Raw genomic sequence first — 22,423 nt, forward strand, 5'->3', positions numbered from 1 at the left:
GGCGCGGTACCCCGGGTGGGGTGCCGCGCCGGACCGGTCATGGGCTGGGACGGCCCCCTCGCGAGGGGCCGTCCCGCTAGGACTCGGCGCCGCCCTGCTCCTGGCTGCCGGCGCCGCGGCCCGGGGTCAGGACGTCGGTCCCGGGCCCGCCGACGAGCGTGTCGTCGCCGTTGCCGCCGCCGAGGTCGTCGTCGCCGAAGCCGCCGAGCAGCACGTCGGCCCCGTTCTCCCCGGACAGCACGTCGTCCCCGGCACCGCCGCAGACGACGTCGTCGCCGTTGCCGCCGGTGATCGTGTCGTCGCCGCCCAGGCCCATGACCACGTCGACGCCGTTGGTGCCGCGCAGCGTGTCGTCCCCGTCGGTGCCACGGATGGTCGGGAGCAGGCCCTGGCAGCGCTCCTCCAGGTCGATCCCGAGGACCAGCGGGTCGTGGTCGCTGGACCGGTAGGGGTCGGCCCGGTAGAGCGCCGGGTCGCCGTCGTACTGGTAGGCCGAGGACTCGACGGCGTTGATGTTCCAGTGCGCCAGCCCGGTGACCTTCTCCGCCAGCGCCGCGGTGGCCAGCGCGTGGTCGAGGGAGCCGGACAGCCCGTCGAACACGTAGCTGTAGCGGCCCGGGTCGAGCTTCTCGCCCAGGTCGGCGTAGCCGCCCTCGCGCAGTGCGACGATCGGGTCCTCCTGGGTGTAGGCGTTGAAGTCGCCCAGCAGCACGACGTCCTCGTCGCCGGTGGCGGCGCGCAGGTCGTCCGCGAACCCGACCAGCGACTCGGCCTGTCGCGTGCGGTCGCCGTTGTACGCGCCCTGGCCGTCGCCGGCGTCGACGTTGTCACCGGTCGCGCCGCCGGCGCCCTTCGACTTGAAGTGGTTGGACACGACCGTGAACGCGTCGCCGTCCTTCACGAACGTCTGGGCGATCGGCTCGCGGGCGTTGTCCCAGACCTCCTCGTCGACCAGGCCCACCGGGTCGCCCACCGGCTGCACGACGTCGTCCTGGTAGATGATCGCGCTGCGGATCACGTCGCGGTCGACGGCGTAGAGCTCCTCGGGCAGCGGCACGTAGGCCCACTTGTCGTACCCCGCCGCGGCGTTCAGCCGCCCGACGAGGTCGGCGAGGGCACCGTCGGCGTTCCCCGGGCTGGCGCCGGTGGAGTCGGTGTCCTCGATCTCCATGAGGGTGACGACGTCGGCGCCGAGGGCCTCGACGGCGCTGACGATCTTCGCCGCCTGCTCCTCGAACTCCGGCTGGGTGGTGGCACCGCGGGCGTCCGGGCCGGTCAGGGTGGTGAAGTAGTTGAGCACGTTGAACGCGCCCACCTGGACGTCACCGCCCACCTCCTCCGGCGCCTCCGGACGCTCCCCGATCGTGCCGATCGTGCCCGCGGGGGTGCCGTCGGCGGGCTGTAGCCGCCAGTTGCCGAACCCGTAGCCCAGCACGGTCGGGGCGGTGAACACGACGGTCTCGCCGACCCGGATCGGGTCCTCCGCCGTCAGGTAGGGGTGGTTGGTCACGCCGGTGCGCCCGGTGGAGGCGTCGTCGAGCACGATCCGGCGGCGGGCGTTGTCCGCGGCGACGGCCGCGGCGTCCGGGGTGCCGGGCCGGGCCAGCTCGGTGGGCTGCACGAGCACGCGGTCGGCCGCCAGCGTGAGCTCGCCGAAGCCGCCCTGGGCGCCGCCCACGAGCTGGAAGACGTCGCTGACGACCAGCCCGGCGTCAGGGGCGACCAGCATGCCCTCGAGCCGCTCCCGCTCGGCGTCGGTCGCCGGCAGGTCGAGCGGTGCCGGCGCCGGCAGGGCAGCGGTGCCGCACTCGAGGACGTCGGTCTGCGCGCTGATCTGCGTCTGTCCACCGAACTCGCTGACCGCTCCGCGGACGACGACGGTGTCGCCGAGGTCCACCGCCACCGTGCTGAAGACGAAGACCCCGTCGGAGGTGGCGGCGTCGCCGTCACCGTCGGGGTCCTGCAGGTAGAAGCCGGACAGGCCCGGGACGTCACCGACCACGGTGCCGCGCACGGTGACCTGCCGGCCGGCCAGGGGCGTGGTGGCCCCGGTGCCCTGGACCGCACCGATCTCGTGGGTCGGCGCCGTGTCGCAGGTGGCGGCTGGCGGCGTCGGCGTCGTCGTGAGCGGCTCGTTGGCCACGCCACGGGTGGCGGGGGCGGGGCCTTGCCACACGAGGGCACCGGTGGCGGGATCGTAGCGCCGGGACAGCGACTGCCCCTCCGGCACGCTCTCCTCCGCGACACCGATGTCGGTGCTGTTCCCGCTCGCGGGGCCGCTCGTCGCGGCGAGGACCCCCTCGTAGGAGAGGAACTCGAGGACCCCGTCGGGGCCCACGAGCGCCAGGCCGTCGGGCGAGCCGTTCTGCAGGCCGGAGGCGTCCACCGAGACGACGGCGGGGGCGTCCGCGGGCGCCGTGACCGCCGGCAGGGTCAGCGTGCCGTACGTCCCGCCGCCGCTGCCGTTGTAGAGGACGACCTGCAGACCCGCGGAGGACGTGCCCGGCGGCAGCTGGACCTCGACGAACTCACCGGCATCGGCACCGGCGTCGTCGTAGTGGATCTCGGAGATGAACGGCGTGGTGGGCGGGGCGGCCGAGGCCACCGCGGGCAAGCCGACGACGGCGAGCGACGCGGCGGCGGTGCCGAGTGCCGCCCGGCGCGCGAGGAGGCGCCGGGAGCGGGGAGCTGAGTGCACGGGGAGCCCTTCGAGGGAGGGGGGACGCCCGCCACGCAAACGACGGCGAGTGACTGTCAGGCCAACAGGGTGTGACGGAGGAGTCGTTCTCGCAACCCCGGGGGCGCCGCTGTCCGAACGCCTGTTCGACGCGCGTGCCAGACTGCGCAGGTGGCAGGCGGGATGCACCGGGGGTCCTCACGGCCGTCGCTCGGGGAGCGGGCCGCCGACTCCGGCGTCCGCCCGGCCGGCCCGCTCCCGGAGCCCGCTCCCCCACCGCCGCGGCAGGAGTCCGCCGGGCGGCACTGCTGGGTGCACGCGCCGCCCGGCACCGCCGGCACCGTCCCGGGCCTGCTCGTGGAGTGGCGCCAGCGACCCGAGGGCTGGCAGGGACGGGTGGCCTACGCCGTCCCCGGGCCGCACGGGCCCGTGCTCGTCGAGGCGTGGTTCCCGGCCGGTTCGCTGGAGCAGCGCTAGGGGTTTCCGGGCGGGCGAGAGGGCTATGGCCCCGGGGACCGAGCGAGCACCGATCGACGACGACGCAGCGGAGGCACCGCGATGACCACTCCACCCGACCGCCCGACCCTCGACGACGTCATGGACACCGAGGAGTCGGCACCCAGGGACCGGCAGGCCCACGGCAAGGCCGACCCCCGGCCCGACGACGACGTCCTGCAGCACCGCACCGAGCAGGAGCGGCAGGCCGTCGGCTCCGACGACGCCGACCCCGCCGGCGCGGAGTTCCACGCCGCCACCGACTGAGCACGGGGCCGCCGCCCCCGACCGTCCGCGCCGGGCGGGTCAGGGGGTGGCGGCCACCACCGCCCCGACGGCGTCCCGGGAGCGTCCGCGCTCGGCCGACCGCCTCCGCGGGGCCGTCCGGTAGGAGCCGGGGTCGAGCACGTCGCCGCGGCGCAGGTCCGCCCCGAGCGCGGCGAGCCCGCCGCCCTGCCGGGGTCCCGCACCAGTCCGGTGACGTCGTGACCGGCCGCCAGCAGCGCGCGGACGACCACGGACCCGACGAAGCCGGTGGCACCGGTGACGAACACGCGCACGGGGACCTCCGGGCCGCCGACGACCCCGCGGACGCTGGTGCTCGCGGACCCCTCCGGACACCCCTCCGGGGGAACTGCTGGGATGGCTCCGTGCCGCGACTCCACGCCGCCGACGTCGGCTGCTGGGTGGTGAAGACCGCCCGGCCGCCGGACGCCGTCGTCCCGGGCTGGCGCCCCGGCGAGGAGCGCGAGGTGGCCCGCTGCCTGCGGCCCTCCTACCGGCTGGGGCTCATGCGCCCCGGTCAGCCGGTGCTGCTGTGGCTCAGCGGGCGCGACCGCCCGGGCGTGCACGCCACCGGGGTCCTGGCCGGTGAGGTCGGCTCCGACGGGGACGGGCCGGTGGTCGTCGTCCGGTTCACGCTGCTGCCCGCGCACGTGCCGCGGGCCGACCTGCTGGCCGACCCCGCCGTCCGCGACGCGGAGGTGCTGCGGATGCCCGCCGGCAGCAACCCCTCCTCCCTGACCCCGCCGCAGTACGCCGCCGTGCTCGCCCACCTGCCCTGACGGCGGTCCGGCCGCGGGCGACCGGCTGGGACGATGGAGCGCGTGCCGAGGAAGCGGATCACCGCAGGCGCCCTCGCCTGGGTGCTGACCCTGCAGTTCTTCGTGGTCGAGGCGATCGCGATCACCCGGCGGCGCGCGCAGCTGCCCTACTCGCGGTCGGCGGAGGTGATCAGCGCGCTGGGCGACAGCGTCTCCCCCGGCGCCCCGCTGATGAACGCCTCCTTCGTGGTGCAGGCCGCGCTGATCGGCGCGGGGGCGGTGCTGCTGCTGCCGGCGTTGCGCGGCCGCGCCGCCCGGCCGGCGGTGGCGCTGCTCGGCGCCGCCGCGCTCGGCGTGCTGCTGGTCGGCGTCTTCCCGCGGACGTCGGAGCTCGCGGCGCTGCACACCACCGGCGCGGCCCTCTACCTGGTGGGCGGCGGGCTCGGCCTGATCGCCGTGGCCTACGCGGTGCGCCCGTGGTCGGAGGCACTGGGGACGACGCTGGTGCTGCTGGGCCTGTTCGGCACGGCGATGACGGTCTTCTACGGCGCCGGGGTGGTCGGGTTCCTCGGCGAGGGCGGCACCGAGCGGGCCGCGGCCTACGTGCTCCCGATCGGGCTGGCACTGGCCGGGCCAGCGCTGTGGTGGCTGACCGGCAACCGCGACGAGCCGCGCCCCGGCGGGCCCACCCGGCGCCAGCTGCGCGCCCGGGCCAAGGAGGAGGAGCGGCTGGCCCGGGCCCGGCGCTCCGCCGAGCGCGACGAGGCCCTCGAGGCCGCGGCCCGCCGCACCGGGACGACCGGGCCGCACTCGTCCGTCCACGACCAGCCGGTGCAGGACGCAGTCGACGACACCGCCCACGACGACCTCGACCACGACGACCTCGACCCGGACGACCCCTGGGCCGGTCCCCGGCGGCGCCGCGGGCGGTGACCGCTCACGCCGCGCCGGCCCCCTGCGCCACCGGGACCGGCCGGCGCACCCGGCTGCGCCGGCGGGACAGCGCCACGCCCGCCAGGCAGACGACACCGCCCACGACAGCCAGCGCCGGCGGCACCTCGTCGAGCAGCAGCCACGACATCGCGATCACCAGCGGCGGCACCAGGTAGGTGGTGACCCCGAGCCGCCCGGCGTCGGTGCGGGCCAGCGCGTAGGCCCACGTGCTGAACGCCAGCGCCGTCGGCACCACGCCCAGGTAGACCAGGCCGAGCACCGATGACGCGGGCGCGGCGGCCAGGTCGGACACCAGCGCGCCGGTCCACGGCAGGCAGCACACCGCGCCGATCGCGCAGGCCGTCAGCGTCACCTGCAGCGGGGGGATCCGGCGCAGCACCGGCTTCTGCGCCACGACGCCGACGGCGTAGGTGACCGCCGCGACCAGGCACAGCAGCACCCCGGTCAGGTCGCCGCCGCCACCGCCGGTGGCCACGCCGATGAGCAGCACCCCGCCGAAGGCGACGGCCAGGCCGGCCACCAGCCAGCGCGGGAACCCCTCGCCCAGCCAGACGCCGGCCAGCACGGCGATGAGCACCGGCCCGGTGTTGACCAGCATCGCCGTCGTGCCGGCGTCGAGGTGCTGCTCGGCGGCGTTGAGCGCGACGTTGTAGACCGCGAACCAGCCGACCCCGCACAGGACCAGCAGCCGCCACTCCTGCCGCGTCGGCGCCACCCACCCGCGGCCGAGCGACAGCAGCGCGAGCACCGCCGTCCCGACCAGCAGCCGCCCGAGCGCCAGGGCACCGGGTGAGACGTCGGAGCCCACCGCCCGGATGCCGATGAACGCCGACGCCCACGCGAGCACGGTGACGGCGACGGCGGCGAGCACCGGCAGGGACACCGCGCGGGAGGAGGGCATGCCCTGAACGTAGGGAGGGCCACCGACGCCGCGCTGGCGACTTCCGGACTCCGCACCGGACCTGGCAGGACCGCTGCGGAGTCCGGCAGGGAAGGCGCGCTACGCGCCGCGCAGGTGCTCGGCGTAGGTGCGCCGGCCGCGCGCCGCGCGCGGGCCGGGCAGCACGCCACCCCCGCGGAAGGCCGCCGAGAGCCTGCCCGGGAGCGGCGTGGCCACGACCCGCGCGCCCGGCTCGCGCGCGGCCGCCCACGCCCGGGCGAGGTCGGCGGCCGCCAGCACCTCGGGCCCGCCGAACTCGACGACGTCGGCGCTGGGCGGGCGGCCGGCCACCTCGGCGAGGAAGCCCGCCGCCTCGCCGACGTCGACCGGCGCCGCCTGCCAGCTCATCGGCACCGGCAGCACCGGGCCGCGGCGGGCGGTGGACAGCAGCTCGTCGACGAAGTGGTGGAACTGGGTGATCCGCACGATCGTCACCGGCAGCCCGGAGGCCAACAGCACCTGCTCGGCGGAGAACTTGGCCCGGTAGTAGCCCCACGGCACGCGGTCGACGCCGACGATCGAGACGTACACCAGGTGCTGCAGACGCGCCCGGTCGAGGGCCTGCACGAGCCGGCGGGTCCCGGCGACGTCGACCTGCCACGGGTCGCCGCGCGGGTCGCTGGCGGCGTGCACGACGAGGTCGACCCCGCGCACCGCGGCCGCCAGGTCGCGGCCGGTGGCGAGGTCGGCCCGCACCCCACCGGGACCCGCTCCGCGGCGTGACATCTGCCGCACCGCGTGGCCCGCCTGCTGCAGCGCGGGCACCACCCTCCGGCCCAGTGGGCCGCTGCCTCCGGTGACCAGTACCTCCATGCCGACAGTCTGCCGCCCGCCGTGGGCGGACCGGTCCTTCCCGGCGTGCCTCCCCGGTGCATCTCACGTGCGAGATACCGTGGCCTCCCGTGACCGCGACCGAGCTCCCGGCCGAGACGACGACCTCCTCGCCTGCCCTCCCCTCCCCCGTCCTGGCCAACGCCGCCCTCGCCAGCGCCGCCCGCATCGGCGCACTCGTGCGCGACGCCCGCCGCCACCGCGGCCTGACCCAGCAGCAGCTCGCCGAACGCCTGGGCACCAGCCAGAGCGCCGTCGCCCGCATCGAGCAGGGGGGCCAGAACCTCACCCTCGAGCTGCTGGGCCGCCTGTCGGAGGCACTGGAGAGCGAGCTCATCAGCGTCGGCCCGGCCGGCCCCACGCACCTGCGGGTCACCGGCGGCACGCCGCTGCGCGGCAGCGTCACGGTGAAGTCGTCGAAGAACGCCGCCGTCGCCCTGCTGTGCGCCGCCCTGCTCAACCGCGGCCGCACCACGCTGCGCAACGTCGCCCGCATCGTCGAGGTCGACCGGATCCTCGACGTCCTGCGCTCGATCGGCGTCTCGGCCACCTGGGACGCCGCCGGCCGCGACCTCACCCTGCAGGTGCCCGACGAGCTGGACCTCGCCGGCATCGACGCCGACGCCGCCCGCCGGACCCGCAGCATCATCATGTTCCTCGGCCCGCTGCTGCACCGGTTCCGCGAGTTCCGGCTGCCCTACGCCGGCGGCTGCGACCTCGGCACCCGCACCGTCGAGCCGCACATGATCGCGCTGCGGCAGTTCGGGCTGGCGATCGAGGCGCACGCCGGCGAGTACCAGGCCACCGTGGCCGCGACCGACCCCGGCCGGCGGACCATCGTGCTGACCGAGCGCGGGGACACCGTCACCGAGAACGCGCTGCTCGCCGCGGCGCGCACCGAGGGCACGACCGTCATCCGCAACGCCAGCTCCAACTACATGGTCCAGGACCTGTGCCTGTACCTGCAGCTGCTCGGCGTCGGCGTCGAGGGCCTCGGGACGACGACGCTCACCGTGCACGGGCGGACCGTCCTCGACGCCGACGTCGACTACACGATCAGCGAGGACCCGGTCGAGGCGATGAGCCTGCTCACCGCCGGCATCGTCACCGGCTCCGAGCTCACCGTCTGCCGGGCGCCGGTGGAGTTCCTCGAGATCGAGCTCGCCGTGCTGGCCGAGATGGGGCTGCGCTACACGCTCTCGCCGGAGTACCGCGCCGACAACGGCCACACCCGCCTGGCCGACGTCACCATCTCGCCGTCGCAGCTCAAGGCCCCGATCGACAAGATCCACCCGATGCCGTTCCCGGGGCTCAACATCGACAACCTGCCCTTCTTCGCCGTCATCGCGGCGACGGCGAGCGGCTCGACGCTGATCCACGACTGGGTCTACGACAACCGGGCGATCCACCTGTCCGACCTGACCCGCCTGGGCGCCGACGTCCGGCTCATGGACCCGCACCGCGTGCTGGTGACCGGCCCGACCCGCTGGCGCAGCGCCGAGGTCGTGTGCCCGCCGGCGCTGCGGCCCGCGGTGTGCCTCCTGCTGGCGATGCTCGCCTCGCGCGGCACGTCGGTGCTGCGCAACGTCGACATCATCGCCCGCGGGTACGAGCACCTCTACGAGCGGCTGGTGGAGATGGGCGCCTCGATCGAGGTCTTCTCCGACTGACGGGACTTGACCCTGACGCGACGTCAGGCACTTCCCTGGAGCCGTGACCGAGACCGCAGCTCCCGGCGTCGACCGGGCCATCTACCCCATGCCCGTGTTCGTCACCTTCCCGGTGACCGACCTGACCGCCAGCACCCGCTGGTACGAGGCCCTGGGCTTCGTCGTGCTGGCCACCATGCCCCGGCCCGACGGCACCGACGCCCTCGTGCACCTGCGCCGGCTGCGCCACCAGGACCTGCTGCTGGTCCCCGGCTCCCCGACGCCGGGCCCGCGGGTCAGCTTCGCCGCCGGGGAGGAGGACCTCGCCGGTCGGGCCGCACGGGTGCGGCGGGCCGGCGGCGCCGGCTCGGTCGAGGGGCCGGTGGACACGCCGTGGTTCACCCGCGACCTGGTCGCCACCGACCCCGACGGCTACGTCGTCGTCCTCACCGCGCCGCGGCTCGACGACGTCGCCGCCGACCCGGCCTGGAACGCCACCGTCACCGGCTCGCTGGGGCGGCGGCCCGGCGGGAGCTAGCGCTCCTGCTCCGTGGGCCGGACCAGCACCTCGTTCACCGCGACGTGCGGGGGCTGGCTGACGACGTAGAGGATCGCGCGGGCGACGTCGTCGGCCTGCAGCGGCGTCATCTCCGTGTACATGCGCTGCGAGGCGGCCTTCGCGTCGGGCTGGGTGATGTGGTCGGTGAGCTCGGTGGCCACCGCACCCGGCTCGACGAGGGAGATCCGCACCCCCCGCGTGGTCACCTCCTGCCGCAGGGACTCGCTGAAGGCGTTCACCGCCCACTTGCTCGCGTTGTAGACGCCGGCGCCCTTGCGGGCGGTCCGCCCGGCGACGCTGGAGATGTTCACGACGTCGCCGGAGCCCTGCTCGACCATGCCGTCGATCGCGGCGTGCGTCATGTACATCAGGCCGAGGACGTTGGTCGACAGCATCCGCCGCCAGTCCTCGACGTCGGCGCCGACGATCGTGCCCAGCAGCATCACGCCGGCGTTGTTGACCAGGACGTCGAGCCCGCCGAGCTCCGCGCGGGTGCGCGCGACGGCGTCGCGGCAGGCCGCCTCGTCGGTGACGTCGAGGTCGAGGGTCAGCACGCACGTCCCGTCGGCGCGGAGCCGGTCGGCGAGCGCGGTGAGCCGGTCGGCCCGGCGGGCGCCGATCGCGACGGCGGCGCCGGCCTGCGCGAGCGCCACGGCGGTGGCCTCGCCGATCCCCGACGACGCCCCGGTGACCAGGGTGACCCTCCCGGACAGTGGTCGGCCGGCGTCGGTCATGCGGTCCTCCTCCCGGGCCGCCCGGTGCGGCACCCCGGACAGCCTCCCGCGCCGTGCCGGACCCTGCGCGACGATCAGCCTCCCTGATCGTCGGGCGTCCTCCCTCACGGTGGGACGTGAGGGAGGACGCCCCGGGATCAGGTCACCTGATCCCGGCGGACACGGCTCAGGCCGGTGGGAGGGAGACGCCGAAGCCGAACACGGCCAGCCGCAGCAGCACCGGGCCGCCCCGCGTCAGGTCGGCCACCCGCGCCGCGCTGACCTCCTCCAGCTGTCCCACCCGTCGCGCCAGCGCCTCCGGACCGGACAGGCGGGCGGCGTGCAGGGCCTCGGTGTTGAGCCACACCCGGCGCCGCGACTCGCGCAGCAGCGCGCGGGCCGCGGCGCGGTTCGCCCCGCCCATGACCCGGTCCAGCGGCGTGCGCCGGCTGCCGGACGCCTCCAGCTCCCGGTCCTCCTCGGAGACCCGCCCGGCCAGGACCTCGTCGATGCGCTCGTGGTCGCGGCGGCGGCTGTCCAGCACCGTGGGGTCGGTGAAGTCGGCCGGGCCGATCACCCGCACCAGCGACTGCGGCAGGTCGAAGTTGATGTGGGCGTTCATGCCCAGCAGGACGTGCCCCTCCGGCCGGGTGGACGGGTCGGTGCCGAACGCCGCCCGCCACGGCGCGGGCGGGCTCGCCGGGTCGCGGCGGTGCGCCTCGAGGGCGTCGAGGTAGAGGCCGGCGAAGTCGACGTCCCAGGTGGTGACCCAGCCGGGGTCCTCGAACCGCCCCGCGTCGATGGCGGCACCGACGGCGCGCGTGGTGCGCAGGTAGGTGCCGAGGAAGTGGCGGGCGGGGTTCCCCTCGGCGGTGAGCCCGTCGAGCAGTCCCTGCATGCGGTCGATGAGCTCGTCCACCGGCGCGGTCACGCGAGCGATGGTGCCCGGCTACGGCGGGTTCCGCAGTTCAGTCGTGCAGCATGCCCGGCACCCGGTCGAGCGCTGCGGTGAGCAGGCCGGGGAGGTCCTCCGCCGCGCCGGCCAGCCAGTCGTCCTGCGCCACCTCGAAGCAGGCGAGCACGAGCTTGGCCAGCAGCCGCGCGTCGGCGTCGGGGACGCCGCGGTGCCCGGTGAGCCCGGCCGCCAGGGCCGCCTCCCAGCGCCGGTGCTTGGCCGCGGCCCGGGCACCCAGGGCCGGCACCGTGGCGACCACCTGCTCCCGGGTGACCAGCAGGTCCCGCAGCGGCGCCACCTGCTCGGCGATCCGCACGGCCGCGGCCCGCAGCGCCGCCCACGGCGGGAGCTCCGGCGGGACCTCAGCGACCGCGGCCGCGGCCGTGGCCAGCAGGTCGTCCTCGAGGCCGAAGAGGAGGTCCTCCTTGTCGGCGAACAGCCGGAACAGGGTGCTGCGGGACAGGTCGGCCGCCGCGGCCACCTGCTCGGTGCTGGTGGCCGCGTACCCCTGCGCGGCGAACAGCTCGACGGCGCGGCGGGTCACCTCGGCCCGCGTGCGGCGGCGCCGGCGCTGCGCGGCGGTCTCGGTCACGGCTCCTCCTTGACACGACATGCCGATCTGGCACAGAGTCTCACATCGGGACGTCGTCCCGGATCCTTCGCCCGAGTGTGCAGGAGACACCATGGACCGGACACGGACGGCGCTGGTCACCGGCGCCACCTCGGGGCTGGGCCGGCACACCGCCGGCCTGCTGGCGGCCACGCCGGGCTGGCGGGTGCTGCTCGGCGCCCGCGACGTCGACGCCGGACTGCGGCTCGCCGGAGGGCTCGGTCCGTCCACCGGCGTCGTGCCGCTGGACCTGGCCGACCTCGGCTCGGTCCGCGCGGCCGCGGCCGCGGCCGCCGGGCACGCGCCGATCGACGCCCTGCTGCTCGTCGCCGGCCTGCAGTCCACCCGGGCCGACCGCACCTCCGCCGACGGGTTCGAGCTCACCTTCGCGGTCAACCACCTCGGGCACTTCCTGCTCACGCAGGAGCTGCTGCCGCACCTCGCGCCGGGTGCCCGGGTCGTGGTGGTGAGCAGCGGCACCCACTTCGGCACGTTCCGGCAGTCCGGGCCGTTCCCCGGTCCGCGGTGGGCCGACCCGCGCGAGCTGGCGCGGCCGCGGGTGGAGTCGGGTGCGCGGGCCTACGCGACGTCGAAGCTGGCGAACGTCTACTTCGGCCGCGAGCTCGCCCGCCGGCACCCGGAGCTCTCAGTGGCCGTGTACGACCCCGGGCTCATGCCGGTCACCGGACTGGCCCGCGCCTACCCGGCACCCGCCCGCGCCCTCTACGCGGCGCTGGCGCCGCTGGTGACGCGACTGCCCTTCGCCCAGGAGCCCGCGCAGGCCGCCGCCCAGCTCGCCGCACTGGTCACCGGGCCGGCCGGGCGCAGCGGCCGCTACGTCGAGCGCGACAGGGAGGCGCCGTCCTCCCCGGAGAGCACCGACCCCGACCGGGCCCGGGAGCTGTGGGAGGTCAGCGCCGAGCTGGTCGGGGTGCCGGCTAGATGAGGGCGTCGAACCCGTCGTCGGGCGGCAGGAGGCCGGCGTCGACCGGTGGCCGGTGCGGCTGGTCCAGGCCGCGCATCCGTGCGGCGTGCAGGGCCAGCAGCAGGTTCAGCCGCAGCGTCGGGTCGGTGGTGAAGGGCCCGAGCAGCCGTTCCAGCTTCCCGATGCGGTAGCGCATCGTGTTGTAGTGGAAGTGCAGGCGGCGGGCCGACTCGGCGACGTTGAGGTTGGTCTCCAGCAGCACCCGCAGCGTCTCGCGCAGGTCGGCGGAGTCGGGGTCGGAGGCGTCGGCCAGCGATCCGAGCACCTCGTCGACGTAGGACCGCAGCTCGGTGCTGTCGGGGATGAGCGAGAGCAGCCGGAAGACGCCGAGCTGGTCGAAGTGCGTGACCGTCGCCGGCCCGTGGATCTCCTGACCGACACCCAGCGCCCGCTGCGCCTGCTGGTGGGCCTCCCCCAGCGCCGACAGCGACTCCGCCGGCCGGCCGATGCCCGTGGCCAGCACGCGCCCCACCCGCCGCACCCGGGCGTTGACCCGGCTGGTCACCGCGGTCACCAGCGAGGTGATCTCCTCCGGGGTGCGCCCGTCGAGCGGCAGCACGGTGACGATCTCGGTCGACAGCCCGGCGACCGCGGCCCCGGTCACCTCCGACTCCAGCGCGGCCCGCCAGCCGTCGGCCAGCCGGTCGAGGACGTCGAGCGCGCGGGTCGGGTCGGCCTGCGGGTCGGCGGCGGTCTCGGTGGCGGTCACCAGGACCACGACGGGCCCGTCGAGCCGCCAGCCGAAGGACCGGGTCTGGGCCAGCGCCCGCTCGGTGTGCCGCAGCGACCCGGCGACCAGCCGGCGCACCAGGTCGCCCTGGAAGCGCAGCTCCACCGAGTGCACGGCCTGCTGCCGGATGACCGACAGCGCCGAGACGACGGCGGCCCGCTCGAGCACACCGCCGGCCCCGACGACCATCTGGCCGGTGCGGTGCACCGCCACCAGCCACCCGTGCCGCTGCTCGCCGGCCATGATCGGCGCGACGGCGTACTCGCCGATCCCGCCGGGCAGCTCGTGGTGGCCCGGGACGAGCAGGATGCCGTCGGCCGGGGACAGGTCGGCGTCGGCGAGCACGTCGGCCGGGGTGACGACGGTCTGGTCGGCGCGCACCCCGGAGAGCCGGTTGGCCGGGGCCATCATCGCCAGCTCGTCCTCGGCCTCGGCGTCGAGCAGCCACAGCCAGTCGCTGATCTCGGCGACGTCACCGGGCGGCCCCGCCGTGGTGACGATCTCGCGGTCGGGCCCGAGCCCCAGCACCGCCGCGCCCTCGAGGTAGGTGGCCAGCCGGTCGGTCACCTCGGCCAGCCCGCCGCCGCTGAGGGCGACGTCGATGAACTGGTCGTGCATGCGCGCCGACAGCGTCAGCGCCTCGCTCTGCTTGCGGACGACGGCGCCCAGCACCTCCGACACCGCCTCGTCCATGCGCACCGTGGGCGGCAGGGCGAGGATCGGCAGGCCACGGCGCTCGGCCTCGGTGAGCACCTCGGCGGGCACCGCGGGCGGCCCCTCGGTGCGCCGGTAGGCCAGCGCGGCGGTGCCCAGCGAGTCGAGCTTGTCGACCAGGGCCCGGCAGTCGGCGGGGTCGGCCGGCGGCAGCCGCGCCCCCAGGACGACGACGACGTCCGGGCCGGCGGTGGCCAGGGGGACGGACGGATCGTCCACGACCATGTGCCGGACCATCCGGTCCAGGCCGGACCGGCCGGCGACCACCTCGACCCCCGCGAGGCGCGGCAGCCGCAGGGCCTCGTCGACCCGCAGGCCGACCCGGTCGCGCCACTCGTCCCGCGGCCCCGCCGACCGCCCGACGTGCTCGGTGTGCCACCCCCGGGGGAAGGACAGCGGGGCGGTGGGGTGCGACCCGGAGGTCAAGGATCCCTCACCGTGGGTCACGGATCGCCCTCCCAAGTGGCCGACGTCGTTCTCAGGTTGCATGAATCTGGCAGGTGTGTCTGGACGGCACTGCCCATTCTTGGTCACATTCGCCATACGAGGACGTGCGACGCGCCGCCTAGCTTCGAGCCAGGCCAGTTCCCGTCCGCTGGATGGTAGGCGGTCACCGCTCGCGGTGCCCTCCCCCCTCCGGCGGACGAGCCGGCCGGGTGGGGGCCCGAGCGGAGGGTCACCGCCATCGTCCCGACGGGGAAGGGCACCCACATGCGCACCATCGACCACGACGCCAGTGGCGGCACCGAGCACGATCGGGCGACGCGCTCCGGCGCTCCCCTGATCCCCCTCCCCCGCCGCTCCGACCAGGCGACCCTGCGCAGCGCCTCCCCGGCACGGGCCACCTCCGCGGTGCCGGCGTCGGCCAGCACCGGCGTGGCCGACCTGCTCCGCGGGCCGGTGCGCCCGGCGCGCGTGCTGATGAGCGTCCCGGCGGCGGTGTACCTGCAGGTGCCCACCGAGCGGGGCACCGACATCGTCGGCGTGCTCACCAGTGACGCCGCCCGCCTCCCCCTGGGCTGCATCCTCTTCCGGCCGAGCAACGGCCGTCCCCTCGTCACGCTGCCCAGCGGCGCCCCCGCGCAGGTGGGTGGCGGCCGGATCGTCGTCGGTGACCTCGTGGTCCGGGCTGCCGCCTGGTGGGACCCGCGGCCCCGGCTGCCCAGCCTGCGCCCGGCGCTGCTCCCCGAGGGCGTCCGGCAGCTGCGCAACACCCTCTACGGCGAGGGCGTGCCGCACAGCGCCTTCACGCTGCCGGGCCTGCCCGCCGGTCCGGGTGGCCCGCTGGCCGCGCTCCGCGGGGCGGTCCGCCGCGCCGACCTGGACGCAGCACTCCGCACCGCCACCCGGCTGATCGGTCTCGGCCCCGGCCTGACCCCGGCCGGTGACGACGTCATGGCCGGCACGATGGCCGGGCTGGTCCTGCTCGGGCACCCGGCGGCCGACCGGTTCTCCGCGGCGGTCTTCTCGCTGGCCGCCGGCCGCACGACCGAGCTGTCGCGGGCGCTGCTGCGGCACGCGGCCGCCGGCCGGGTCAGCGGTGAGTACGCCGCGGTGCTGCAGGGCCTGGTCGGCGAGCGGCCGCTCGGCCCGGCGATCGAGGGCCTGCTGGCCACCGGCTCGACCAGTGGCCGCGCCATGGCGCTGGGCCTGTGCACAGCGATCGACCTGGTCGACCGCACCACGCGCGTGCGCTGACGGCACGCACGGACCACGGCGGCCCCCTCCCGGTGTGGGAGGGGGCCGCTGCCGTCCGTGGCGATGAGTTCTCCCCCGCCGCCCCGGTCTGTCCTCTCGACGACCCACCGCCCCGAGGAGTTGACCATGTCCTTTCAGGCCTACCTCGACACGATCGAGGACAGGACCGGTCTCACCCCGCGCCAGCTGACGGCCCTGGCGCACGAGCGCGGTCTCGACGCCCCGGGCACCAAGGCGGCCGACGTCGTCGCCTGGCTGAAGGACGACTACGGCCTGGGCCGCGGCCACGCCATGGCCATGGTCCACGTGCTGAAGAACGGCCCGAAGATCGACTCGAAGCACGTCGGCAGTACCGGTATGCACCGGGACGAGTCCGACACCCTCTGGCTGGACGGCAAGGCCACGAAGCCGACGTGACCCCGGATCCCGTCATGCGCCTACGGAGGACGCGGTCCTTCGCCTACAGGCGGCAGGCGTGGATGCTGGTGACGAGGATGGCGCGGGCGCCGAGCTCCCACAGCTCGTCCATCACCCGGTTGGTGTCGTTCTGGCGGACCATCGCCCGCACCGCCGACCAGCCCGGCGTCTGCAGGGGGCTGACCGTCGGCCCCTCCAGGCCGGGGGTGAGCTCGGTGGCCCGCCCGAGGATCTCGTTGGGGCAGTCGTAGTCGAGCAGCACGTACTGCCGGGCGACCAGGACGCCGCGCAGCCGCCGGCGCAGCTGGGCGACCGCGGGGATCTCCTCGGCGCCCTCCCGGCGGACGAGCACCGCCTCGCTGGTGAGGACCGGCTCGCCGAAGATCCGCAGGCCGGCCGCGCGCAGCGTCGTCCCGGTCTCGACGACGTCGCACACGGCGTCGGCGACCCCGAGGCGGCAGGCGGTCTCCACCGCGCCGTCGAGCTTCACCACGCTCGCCTTGACGTCGGACTCGGCCAGGAAGCGCTGCAGCAGCACCGGGTAGGCGGTGGCGATGCGCTTGCCCGCCAGCTGGGCGACCGAGTCGATGCCGGACTCGGCCGGGCTGGCGAAGCGGAAGGACGACCGCCCGAACCCCAGTGGCATGTCCTCGGCCGCCGCCGGGCCCTCGCCGTCGGCCGGCGCGGTCTCCAGCAGCATGTCCCGCCCGGTGATGCCGACGTCGAGCGTGCCGGCGGCGACGTAGACGGCGATGTCACGCGGGCGCAGGTAGAAGAACTCGGTGTCGCTGTCGGGGTCGTACACGGCGAGGTCCTTGGTGCTGCGCCGCTGCCGGTAGCCGCTCTCGCTCAGCATCTCCGCCGCGGGCTCGCTGAGGACACCCTTGTTGGGCACGGCGACACGCAGCACGGCAGTACTCCTTCGTGACCGGATCGAACGGCCCCGCGCAGGGACCCGCGGCACGGGGGCCTGCCGCGGGAGCGCGGGGGTTCTCCTACAGGTGGGTGTAGACGTCGTCGAGGCTCAGCCCGCGGGCGAGCATGAGGACCTGCACCCGGTAGAGCAGCTGGCTGATCTCCTCCGCCGTCCGCTCGGGGCCCTCGTGCTCGGCGGCCATCCAGGACTCCGCCGCCTCCTCGACCACCTTCTTGCCCGCGGCGTGCACGCCGTCGCGGACCGCGGTGACGGTGCCCGAGGCGGGGTCGCCGGCGGCGACCTTGCCGGAGAGCTCGGCGAACAGCTCGTCGAACGTCTTCACGCCAGCCCCTGCCCGGAGGCGGGGGTGGCCTGGAAGCCGGTGGCCCGCGGCGGTGGGCGCAGGCCGCGCAGGGTCAGCGCGGTGGCCAGGGCCGCGATCGCGGCCTCCCAGCCCTTGTCCTCGGCCGACCCGGGCAGGCCCGCACGGTCGCGCGCCTGCTCCTCGGTGTCGCAGGTGAGCACGCCGTTGCCCACCGGCTTGCCGGCGTCGAGCGCCACCCGGGTGAGGCCGGCGGTGACGGCGTCGCAGACGTACTCGAAGTGCGGCGTCCCGCCGCGGACGACCACCCCGAGGGCGACGACGGCGTCGTGCCGCTCGGCCAGCGCCTGGGCCACCACCGGCAGCTCGACGGCGCCGGGCGCGCGGACCACGGTGGGCTGGGGCACCCCGCTGGCGCGGGCGGCCTCGACCGCCCGGGCGAGCAGCGCGTCGGTGATCTCGGCGTGCCAGGTGGTGGCGACGATGCCGAGGGTCAGCCCGGCGGCGTCGACAGCCCCGGCGTCGGGACGTCCCTGACCGCTCACAGCTGCTGCTCCCGCTGCCCCAGCGGCACGTCGGTGCCGGGCACCGTGGCGGGGACGGTGGAGGGAGCGGCGGGGACGGGGACGTCGGCCGGGCCGGACTCGGTCTCGGGCTCGATGATGTCGAGCAGGTGACCCATCCGGTCGCGCTTGGTCCGCAGGTAGGACAGGTTCTCGGCGGTGACGTGGCTGGGCAGCGGCACCCGGCCGGTGATGCGCAGGCCGTAGCCCTCGAGCCCGGCGCGCTTGGCCGGGTTGTTGGTCAGCAGCCGCATGGTGTGCACGCCGAGGTCGACGAGGATCTGCGCGCCGGTGCCGTAGTCGCGGGCGTCGGCGGGCAGGCCGAGGTCGAGGTTGGCGTCGACGGTGTCCACGCCGGCGTCCTGCAGCTGGTAGGCCTGCAGCTTGTGCAGCAGGCCGATCCCCCGGCCCTCGTGCCCGCGGATGTAGAGCACCACCCCGCGGCCCTCCTGCGCGACGGCGGCGAGCGCCGCCTGCAGCTGGGGGCCGCAGTCGCAGCGCAGCGAGCCGAACACGTCGCCGGTGAGGCACTCGGAGTGCACGCGCACCAGCACGTCCTCGCCGTCGCCGACGTCGCCGTAGACGAAGGCGACGTGCTCGCGGTCGTCGTAGGAGCTGCGGTACCCGACGGCGGTGAAGGTGCCCGGCAGCAGCGGCACGGTGGCCTCGGCGACCCGCTCCACCAGCTTGTCGAACCGCTTGCGGTAGGCGATGAGGTCGGCGATCGAGATGAGGCAGAGGTCGTGCTCGTCGGCGAAGACGCGCAGCTCCTCCGCGCGCGCCATGCCGGTCGGGTCCTTCTCGCTCACCAGCTCGCACAGCGTGCCGGAGGGCCGCAGCCCGGCGAGCACGGCGAGGTCGACGGCGGCCTCGGTGTGGCCGGGTCGGCGCAGCACGCCGCCGTCCTTGGCGCGCAGCGGCACGATGTGGCCGGGCCGGGCGAGGTCGGCCGAGGTGGTGTCCGCGTCGGCGAGCAGCCGGATGGTGTGCGCGCGGTCGGCCGCTGAGATGCCGGTGGTCACGCCCTCGCGGGCGTCGACGGTGACGGTGTAGGCGGTGCCGCGGCGGTCCTGGTTGACCCGGAACATCGGCGGCAGGTCCAGCCGGTCGGCGTCGGCCTCGGTGACCGACACGCAGATGTAGCCGGACGTGTAGCGGACCATGAACGCCACCAGCTCCGGGGTGACGAGCTCGGAGGCGAAGATGAGGTCGCCCTCGTTCTCGCGGTCCTCGTCGTCGACCACGACGACCGGTCGGCCGTCCTTGATCGCGGCGATCGCGTCCTCGACGGTGTCCAGGCGGACCGTGCCGCTCACGAGCGCGCTCCCAGCAGGCGTTCCACGTACTTGGCGATCACGTCGACCTCCAGGTTGACCGGGTCCCCCGGGGCGCGGCCGCCCAGCGTGGTCTCGCGCAGGGTGGCGGGGATGAGGCTGACCTCGAACCACGGCTCGGGGTCGTCGACGGCGCTGAGGGCGCTGACGGTCAGCGAGACGCCGTCGACGGTGATCGAGCCCTTCTCGACGACGTAGCGGGCCAGCTCCGGCGGCAGGGCGATCCGCACGACGTCCCAGTGCTCGCTGGGTGAGCGGGACAGCACGCTGCCGACGCCGTCGACGTGGCCCTGCACGACGTGCCCGCCGAGACGACCACCGGCGCTGACGGCCCGTTCGAGGTTGACCGGGTCGCCGTCGGCCAGGCCGCCGAGGCTGCTGCGGCGCAGCGTCTCGGCCATGACGTCGGTCGACCAGACGGCGGCGCCGTCGCCGGCGGGCTCGACGCCGGTGACGGTGAGGCAGACGCCGTTGACCGAGATCGAGTCGCCGAGCGAGACGTCCTCCAGGACGCGGCGGGCGCGGATGCGCAGCACGGCGGCGTCGGCCGAATCCTCGCGGACGACGAGGGAGCCGACCTCCTCGACGATGCCGGTGAACACGTCAGCCCCTCTCGTCGGCGTGCGGTCGGTCTCCAGTGTGCCGGGTGGGCCGCAGGCGGATCTGCACGTCCCCGCCCAGCAGGGTGACGTCCCGTACCTGCAGCGACAGCGCCGCGCCGATCGTGCTGATTCCCAGGTCCCCCACGAGGGCGGGACCGGCGCCGAGCAGCATCGGCGCCAGGTGGACCACGGCCTCGTCGACCAGGCCCGCCCGGAGGAACGCGGCGGCCAGCGTGGGCCCGCCCTCCAGCAGCACCCGGCGCACGTCGCGGTCGAAGAGCTCGGCGAGCAGCTCCGCCGGTCCCGCGGCGCGGCTGACGTGGGTGGGCGCGGCGCCGTCGAGGACGCGGGCGCCGGCCGGCAGCCGGCCGCGCCGGTCGTGCACCACGCGCAGCGGCTGGCGGGCGGCGTCGCGTCCGTCGGCGTCGCGGACGGTGAGCTGCGGGTCGTCGGCCAGGGCGGTGCCCGAGCCGACGACGACGGCGTCGCAGGTGGCCCGCAGCGCGTGCACGGCGGCGCGGGCGGTGGGTCCGGTGATCCAGCGGCTGGTGCCGTCGGCGGCGGCCACCCGCCCGTCGAGGGTGGCGCCCACCTTCCAGACGACGTACGGGCGCTGGTCGCGGACGCCGGTGAGCCACGCGGCGAGCGCGCCCTCCTCGGCGGCCTGCTGCTCGACACCCACCTCGACGTCGACCCCGGCCGCCCGCAGCCGCTCGGCTCCGCCGACGGCGAGCCGGGTGGGCTCGGGGACGGCGACCACCACGCGGGCGACCCCGGCGGCGATCAGCGCGTCGGCGCACGGGCCGGTGCGGCCGGTGTGCGCGCACGGCTCGAGGGTGACGACGGCGGTGCCGCCGCGGGCGCGGTCGCCGGCCCGGGCCAGCGCGTGCACCTCCGCGTGCGGGCCGCCGGGCGGGGAGGTGGCGCCCTCCCCCACCACCGCGCCGCCGGCGTCGAGGACGACCGCCCCGACGGCGGGGTTGGGGCTGGTGGTGCCGAGGACGGACTCGCCGAGCTCGCGGGCCCGGGCCATGGCGCCGGACTCGGCCTGGGTGAGGCTCACGCGGCCCGGGCCGCCTGGGCGCGCAGGGCGGCGATCGCGCGGGCCGGGTCGTCGGCGCCGTAGACGGCCGAGCCCGCGACGAACACGTCGGCGCCGGCCTCGGCGGCCTGCTCGATCGTGTCGGCGTTGATGCCGCCGTCGACCTCGACCAGCAGCGTCAGGTGGCCGGTGTCGACGAGCTCGCGGGCGCGGCGCACCTTGGGCAGCACCTCGGCCATGAACGCCTGGCCGCCGAACCCGGGCTCGACGGTCATGACCAGCAGCGTGTCGAAGTCGCGGAGGACGTCCTCGTACCGCTCCAGCGGGGTGCCGGGCTTGATCGCCAGGCCGGCCAGCGCCCCGGCGGCGCGCAGGTCGCGGGCGACGGCGCGGGGGTCGCCGGTGCAGGCCTCGGCGTGCACGGTGACGTTGCGGGCGCCGAGCTCGGCGTAGCCGGGCGCCCACCGCTCGGGCGCCTCGATCATCAGGTGGCAGTCCAGCGGCACCGGGCTCACCGCCTGGATCGCCTCGACGACCGGCCGGCCCAGCGTCAGGTTCGGCACGAAGTGGGCGTCCATGACGTCGACGTGCAGCCAGTCGGCGTCGCGCACGCGCAGCACCTCGTCGGCCAGCCGGGCGAAGTCCGCCGAGAGCAGGCTGGGGGCGATCATCGGGGTGCGGGCCACGTCCTCCGAGTCTAGGCAGCCGGTGACCGGCGCTCCCCGCCCCGGCGGCTCAGCCCCGGTCGGGCAGGGCGACCCAGTCGGCCCAGCTCAGGTCGCGGCCGACGTAGCGGGGTGCCCGCAGCGGCCACTCCTGCGCCAGCCAGCGCGGCACGAACGCGTCCAGCGCCCGCTCGACGTCGCTGCCGGCCAGCCGGTCGACCACCCACCAGGAGACCTCGGCGTCGGCGTCGCCGGTCTTCTCCGGCGGGTCGACGTACACGCAGCCGAGCAGCTCGGTCTCGTCCTCGTCGAGGAGCGCGTAGTTGAAGCTCTCGTGCGCCTCGATCTCCCGCTCGTGGCGGGCGAGGTCCTCGCGGTCCTGCTCCTCGGTCATGGTCGCCGGCGGCCAGCCCCACGCCTCGCCGTAGATGCCCCACAGCCGCTCCCGGGAGCCCATCACGGCCGGGTGGTCGATCGCGGTGTCGGCCGCGCGGATCGGGCGCAGGTGCTGCCCGGTCGGCAGGTCGGCACGCAGCGGGTGGACGAAGTCGTCGGGGAGCCAGCTCACGGCGCGGCAGGGTAGGTGACGCGCGCCCCGCGCAGTACCGCGTCCAGCGCGGGTCCCCGGTCGACGGCCGGGAGCACCAGGCCCGTGGTGAGCACGCGCAGCGGTGGCCAGGCCAGCCGCCGCTGCCGGCGCAGCGCGGGCAGCACCTCCCGCACGGCGACCGGGGCCACGGCCCGGACCCGCTCCTGGGCGGCCGCCAACGCCTCGCGGCCGACGCCGCTGGCGAGCAGGGCGGCGAGGCGCCCGGCGGGCAGCACGCGGCGCAGGGCAGCCAGCGCGGCGGGGTCGAGGTGCAGGCGGTAGCCGGCGGTGTCCCCGGGCGCCCGGTCGCGTTCGAACACGGTGACCTCGACGCCCCGGGCCCGCAGCGCCCGGGCGAGCACCAGCCCGCCGATGCCCGCGCCGGCCACCCCCACGTGCACGTGCACTCCCTCCGCCACC

25 protein-coding genes and 1 pseudogene are annotated in these 22,423 nt (G+C 75.9%); 9 read left to right on the top strand and 17 right to left on the bottom strand.

Features of this window, described 5'->3' with window-relative positions:
- Positions 1-76: 76 nt before the first annotated feature.
- Positions 77-2,698: an ExeM/NucH family extracellular endonuclease gene (locus BM165_RS20305; RefSeq protein ID WP_075015362.1), complete on the bottom strand. Its 2,622-nt coding sequence runs from the start codon at positions 2,696-2,698 to the stop codon at positions 77-79.
- A 150-nt stretch (positions 2,699-2,848) separates the two neighbouring features.
- Between BM165_RS20305 and BM165_RS20310 the strand changes: the two genes are divergently transcribed.
- Both BM165_RS20310 and BM165_RS20315 read left to right on the top strand, forming a co-directional pair.
- Positions 2,849-3,154, top strand: coding sequence for a hypothetical protein (locus tag BM165_RS20310; RefSeq protein ID WP_244274360.1), 306 nt, complete (start codon positions 2,849-2,851; stop codon positions 3,152-3,154).
- Between the two features lie 81 nt (positions 3,155-3,235).
- Positions 3,236-3,439, top strand: a complete 204-nt coding sequence (locus tag BM165_RS20315) for a hypothetical protein (protein WP_075015364.1) — start codon at positions 3,236-3,238, stop codon at positions 3,437-3,439.
- A 233-nt stretch (positions 3,440-3,672) separates the two neighbouring features.
- On the opposite strand, the pseudogene BM165_RS26355 reads toward BM165_RS20315, so the two are convergent.
- Positions 3,673-3,837 (bottom strand): annotated as a pseudogene (locus tag BM165_RS26355) (hypothetical protein); the annotation flags it as partial.
- Between BM165_RS26355 and BM165_RS20325 the strand changes: the two are divergent.
- Together BM165_RS20325 and BM165_RS20330 are read left to right on the top strand one after the other, a co-directional pair.
- Positions 3,823-4,236 (top strand): hypothetical protein, encoded by a 414-nt coding sequence (locus BM165_RS20325; RefSeq protein ID WP_075015509.1) that lies wholly within the window; start codon positions 3,823-3,825, stop codon positions 4,234-4,236. The pseudogene BM165_RS26355 and the gene BM165_RS20325 sit on opposite strands and share 15 nt — an antisense overlap.
- 33 nt (positions 4,237-4,269) lie before the next feature.
- Positions 4,270-5,148 carry a DUF998 domain-containing protein gene (locus tag BM165_RS20330; protein WP_075015365.1) on the top strand — a complete coding sequence of 293 codons (879 nt, stop codon included), beginning with the start codon at positions 4,270-4,272 and terminating at the stop codon, positions 5,146-5,148.
- Between the two features lie 4 nt (positions 5,149-5,152).
- Here BM165_RS20330 and BM165_RS20335 read toward each other — a convergent pair whose 3' ends face one another.
- Together BM165_RS20335 and BM165_RS20340 are read right to left on the bottom strand one after the other, a co-directional pair.
- On the bottom strand, positions 5,153-6,070 hold the full coding sequence (locus BM165_RS20335) for a DMT family transporter (RefSeq protein WP_075015366.1): 918 nt from the start codon (positions 6,068-6,070) through the stop codon (positions 5,153-5,155).
- 99 nt (positions 6,071-6,169) lie between these two features.
- Positions 6,170-6,922, bottom strand: a complete 753-nt coding sequence (locus BM165_RS20340) for an SDR family oxidoreductase (protein ID WP_075015367.1) — start codon at positions 6,920-6,922, stop codon at positions 6,170-6,172.
- Positions 6,923-7,011: 89 nt separating this feature from the next.
- On the opposite strand from BM165_RS20340, the gene BM165_RS20345 reads away from it, so the two are divergent.
- Both BM165_RS20345 and BM165_RS20350 read left to right on the top strand, forming a co-directional pair.
- Positions 7,012-8,610: a helix-turn-helix domain-containing protein gene (locus tag BM165_RS20345; protein WP_244274362.1), complete on the top strand. Its 1,599-nt coding sequence runs from the start codon at positions 7,012-7,014 to the stop codon at positions 8,608-8,610.
- A 43-nt stretch (positions 8,611-8,653) separates the two neighbouring features.
- Positions 8,654-9,127: a VOC family protein gene (locus BM165_RS20350; protein WP_143108254.1), complete on the top strand. Its 474-nt coding sequence runs from the start codon at positions 8,654-8,656 to the stop codon at positions 9,125-9,127.
- On the opposite strand, the gene BM165_RS20355 is transcribed toward BM165_RS20350, so the two are convergent.
- From BM165_RS20355 to BM165_RS20365, 3 genes are all read right to left on the bottom strand, one after another.
- Positions 9,124-9,882: an SDR family NAD(P)-dependent oxidoreductase gene (locus BM165_RS20355; RefSeq protein ID WP_075015512.1), complete on the bottom strand. Its 759-nt coding sequence runs from the start codon at positions 9,880-9,882 to the stop codon at positions 9,124-9,126. The two genes, BM165_RS20350 and BM165_RS20355, sit on opposite strands and share 4 nt — an antisense overlap.
- Before the next feature lie 166 nt (positions 9,883-10,048).
- Positions 10,049-10,792, bottom strand: coding sequence for a DUF5995 family protein (locus BM165_RS20360; RefSeq protein WP_075015368.1), 744 nt, complete (start codon positions 10,790-10,792; stop codon positions 10,049-10,051).
- A 37-nt stretch (positions 10,793-10,829) separates the two neighbouring features.
- Positions 10,830-11,408, bottom strand: a complete 579-nt coding sequence (locus BM165_RS20365) for a TetR/AcrR family transcriptional regulator (RefSeq protein WP_075015369.1) — start codon at positions 11,406-11,408, stop codon at positions 10,830-10,832.
- Positions 11,409-11,499: 91 nt separating this feature from the next.
- Here BM165_RS20365 and BM165_RS20370 point away from each other — a divergent pair, with 91 nt between their 5' ends.
- Positions 11,500-12,372 carry an SDR family NAD(P)-dependent oxidoreductase gene (locus BM165_RS20370; protein WP_075015370.1) on the top strand — a complete coding sequence of 291 codons (873 nt, stop codon included), beginning with the start codon at positions 11,500-11,502 and terminating at the stop codon, positions 12,370-12,372.
- Here BM165_RS20370 and BM165_RS20375 read toward each other — a convergent pair.
- Positions 12,365-14,281, bottom strand: coding sequence for a PucR family transcriptional regulator (locus tag BM165_RS20375; RefSeq protein ID WP_244274363.1), 1,917 nt, complete (start codon positions 14,279-14,281; stop codon positions 12,365-12,367). The two genes, BM165_RS20370 and BM165_RS20375, sit on opposite strands and share 8 nt — an antisense overlap.
- 285 nt (positions 14,282-14,566) lie before the next feature.
- On the opposite strand from BM165_RS20375, the gene BM165_RS20380 reads away from it, so the two are divergent.
- Entirely contained in the window at positions 14,567-15,553 is a 987-nt protein-coding gene (locus tag BM165_RS20380) for an oxamate carbamoyltransferase subunit AllH family protein (RefSeq protein WP_075015371.1), read from the top strand.
- Positions 15,554-15,679: 126 nt separating this feature from the next.
- Complete coding sequence (locus tag BM165_RS20385) at positions 15,680-15,970, top strand: DUF4287 domain-containing protein (protein ID WP_075015372.1); 291 nt, start codon at positions 15,680-15,682, stop codon at positions 15,968-15,970.
- A gap of 43 nt (positions 15,971-16,013) precedes the next feature.
- Here BM165_RS20385 and hisG read toward each other — a convergent pair whose 3' ends face one another.
- The 9 genes from hisG to BM165_RS20430 form a co-directional block, all read right to left on the bottom strand.
- Positions 16,014-16,880, bottom strand: a complete 867-nt coding sequence (gene hisG, locus BM165_RS20390; RefSeq protein WP_075015373.1) for an ATP phosphoribosyltransferase — start codon at positions 16,878-16,880, stop codon at positions 16,014-16,016.
- 85 nt (positions 16,881-16,965) lie between these two features.
- Positions 16,966-17,229, bottom strand: a complete 264-nt coding sequence (locus BM165_RS20395; RefSeq protein WP_075015374.1) for a phosphoribosyl-ATP diphosphatase — start codon at positions 17,227-17,229, stop codon at positions 16,966-16,968.
- A complete protein-coding gene (ribH, locus tag BM165_RS20400; protein ID WP_075015375.1) occupies positions 17,226-17,753 on the bottom strand; it encodes a 6,7-dimethyl-8-ribityllumazine synthase in 528 nt (175 codons plus the stop codon). Before ribH ends, BM165_RS20395 begins: the two co-directional genes overlap by 4 nt.
- Entirely contained in the window at positions 17,750-19,087 is a 1,338-nt protein-coding gene (locus BM165_RS20405) for a bifunctional 3,4-dihydroxy-2-butanone-4-phosphate synthase/GTP cyclohydrolase II (protein WP_075015376.1), read from the bottom strand. Before BM165_RS20405 ends, ribH begins: the two co-directional genes overlap by 4 nt.
- Positions 19,084-19,707 carry a riboflavin synthase gene (locus tag BM165_RS20410; RefSeq protein WP_075015377.1) on the bottom strand — a complete coding sequence of 208 codons (624 nt, stop codon included), beginning with the start codon at positions 19,705-19,707 and terminating at the stop codon, positions 19,084-19,086. The genes BM165_RS20405 and BM165_RS20410 overlap by 4 nt, the downstream gene beginning before the upstream one ends.
- Position 19,708: 1 nt before the next feature.
- Positions 19,709-20,770, bottom strand: coding sequence for a bifunctional diaminohydroxyphosphoribosylaminopyrimidine deaminase/5-amino-6-(5-phosphoribosylamino)uracil reductase RibD (gene ribD / locus BM165_RS20415; protein WP_244274364.1), 1,062 nt, complete (start codon positions 20,768-20,770; stop codon positions 19,709-19,711).
- The gene (gene rpe, locus BM165_RS20420) at positions 20,767-21,435 is read right to left on the bottom strand and encodes a ribulose-phosphate 3-epimerase (RefSeq protein ID WP_244274365.1); all 669 of its coding nucleotides are present in this window, start codon (positions 21,433-21,435) and stop codon (positions 20,767-20,769) included. Before rpe ends, ribD begins: the two co-directional genes overlap by 4 nt.
- Positions 21,436-21,484: 49 nt before the next feature.
- A complete protein-coding gene (locus BM165_RS20425; RefSeq protein ID WP_075015378.1) occupies positions 21,485-21,982 on the bottom strand; it encodes a GNAT family N-acetyltransferase in 498 nt (165 codons plus the stop codon).
- Positions 21,979-22,404: an NAD(P)-binding protein gene (locus BM165_RS20430; RefSeq protein ID WP_177225264.1), complete on the bottom strand. Its 426-nt coding sequence runs from the start codon at positions 22,402-22,404 to the stop codon at positions 21,979-21,981. Before BM165_RS20430 ends, BM165_RS20425 begins: the two co-directional genes overlap by 4 nt.
- Between the last annotated feature and the right edge of the window lie 19 nt (positions 22,405-22,423).

The sequence above is a fragment of the Geodermatophilus obscurus genome, assembly GCF_900115395.1.
Taxonomy (GTDB): domain Bacteria; phylum Actinomycetota; class Actinomycetes; order Mycobacteriales; family Geodermatophilaceae; genus Geodermatophilus; species Geodermatophilus obscurus_B.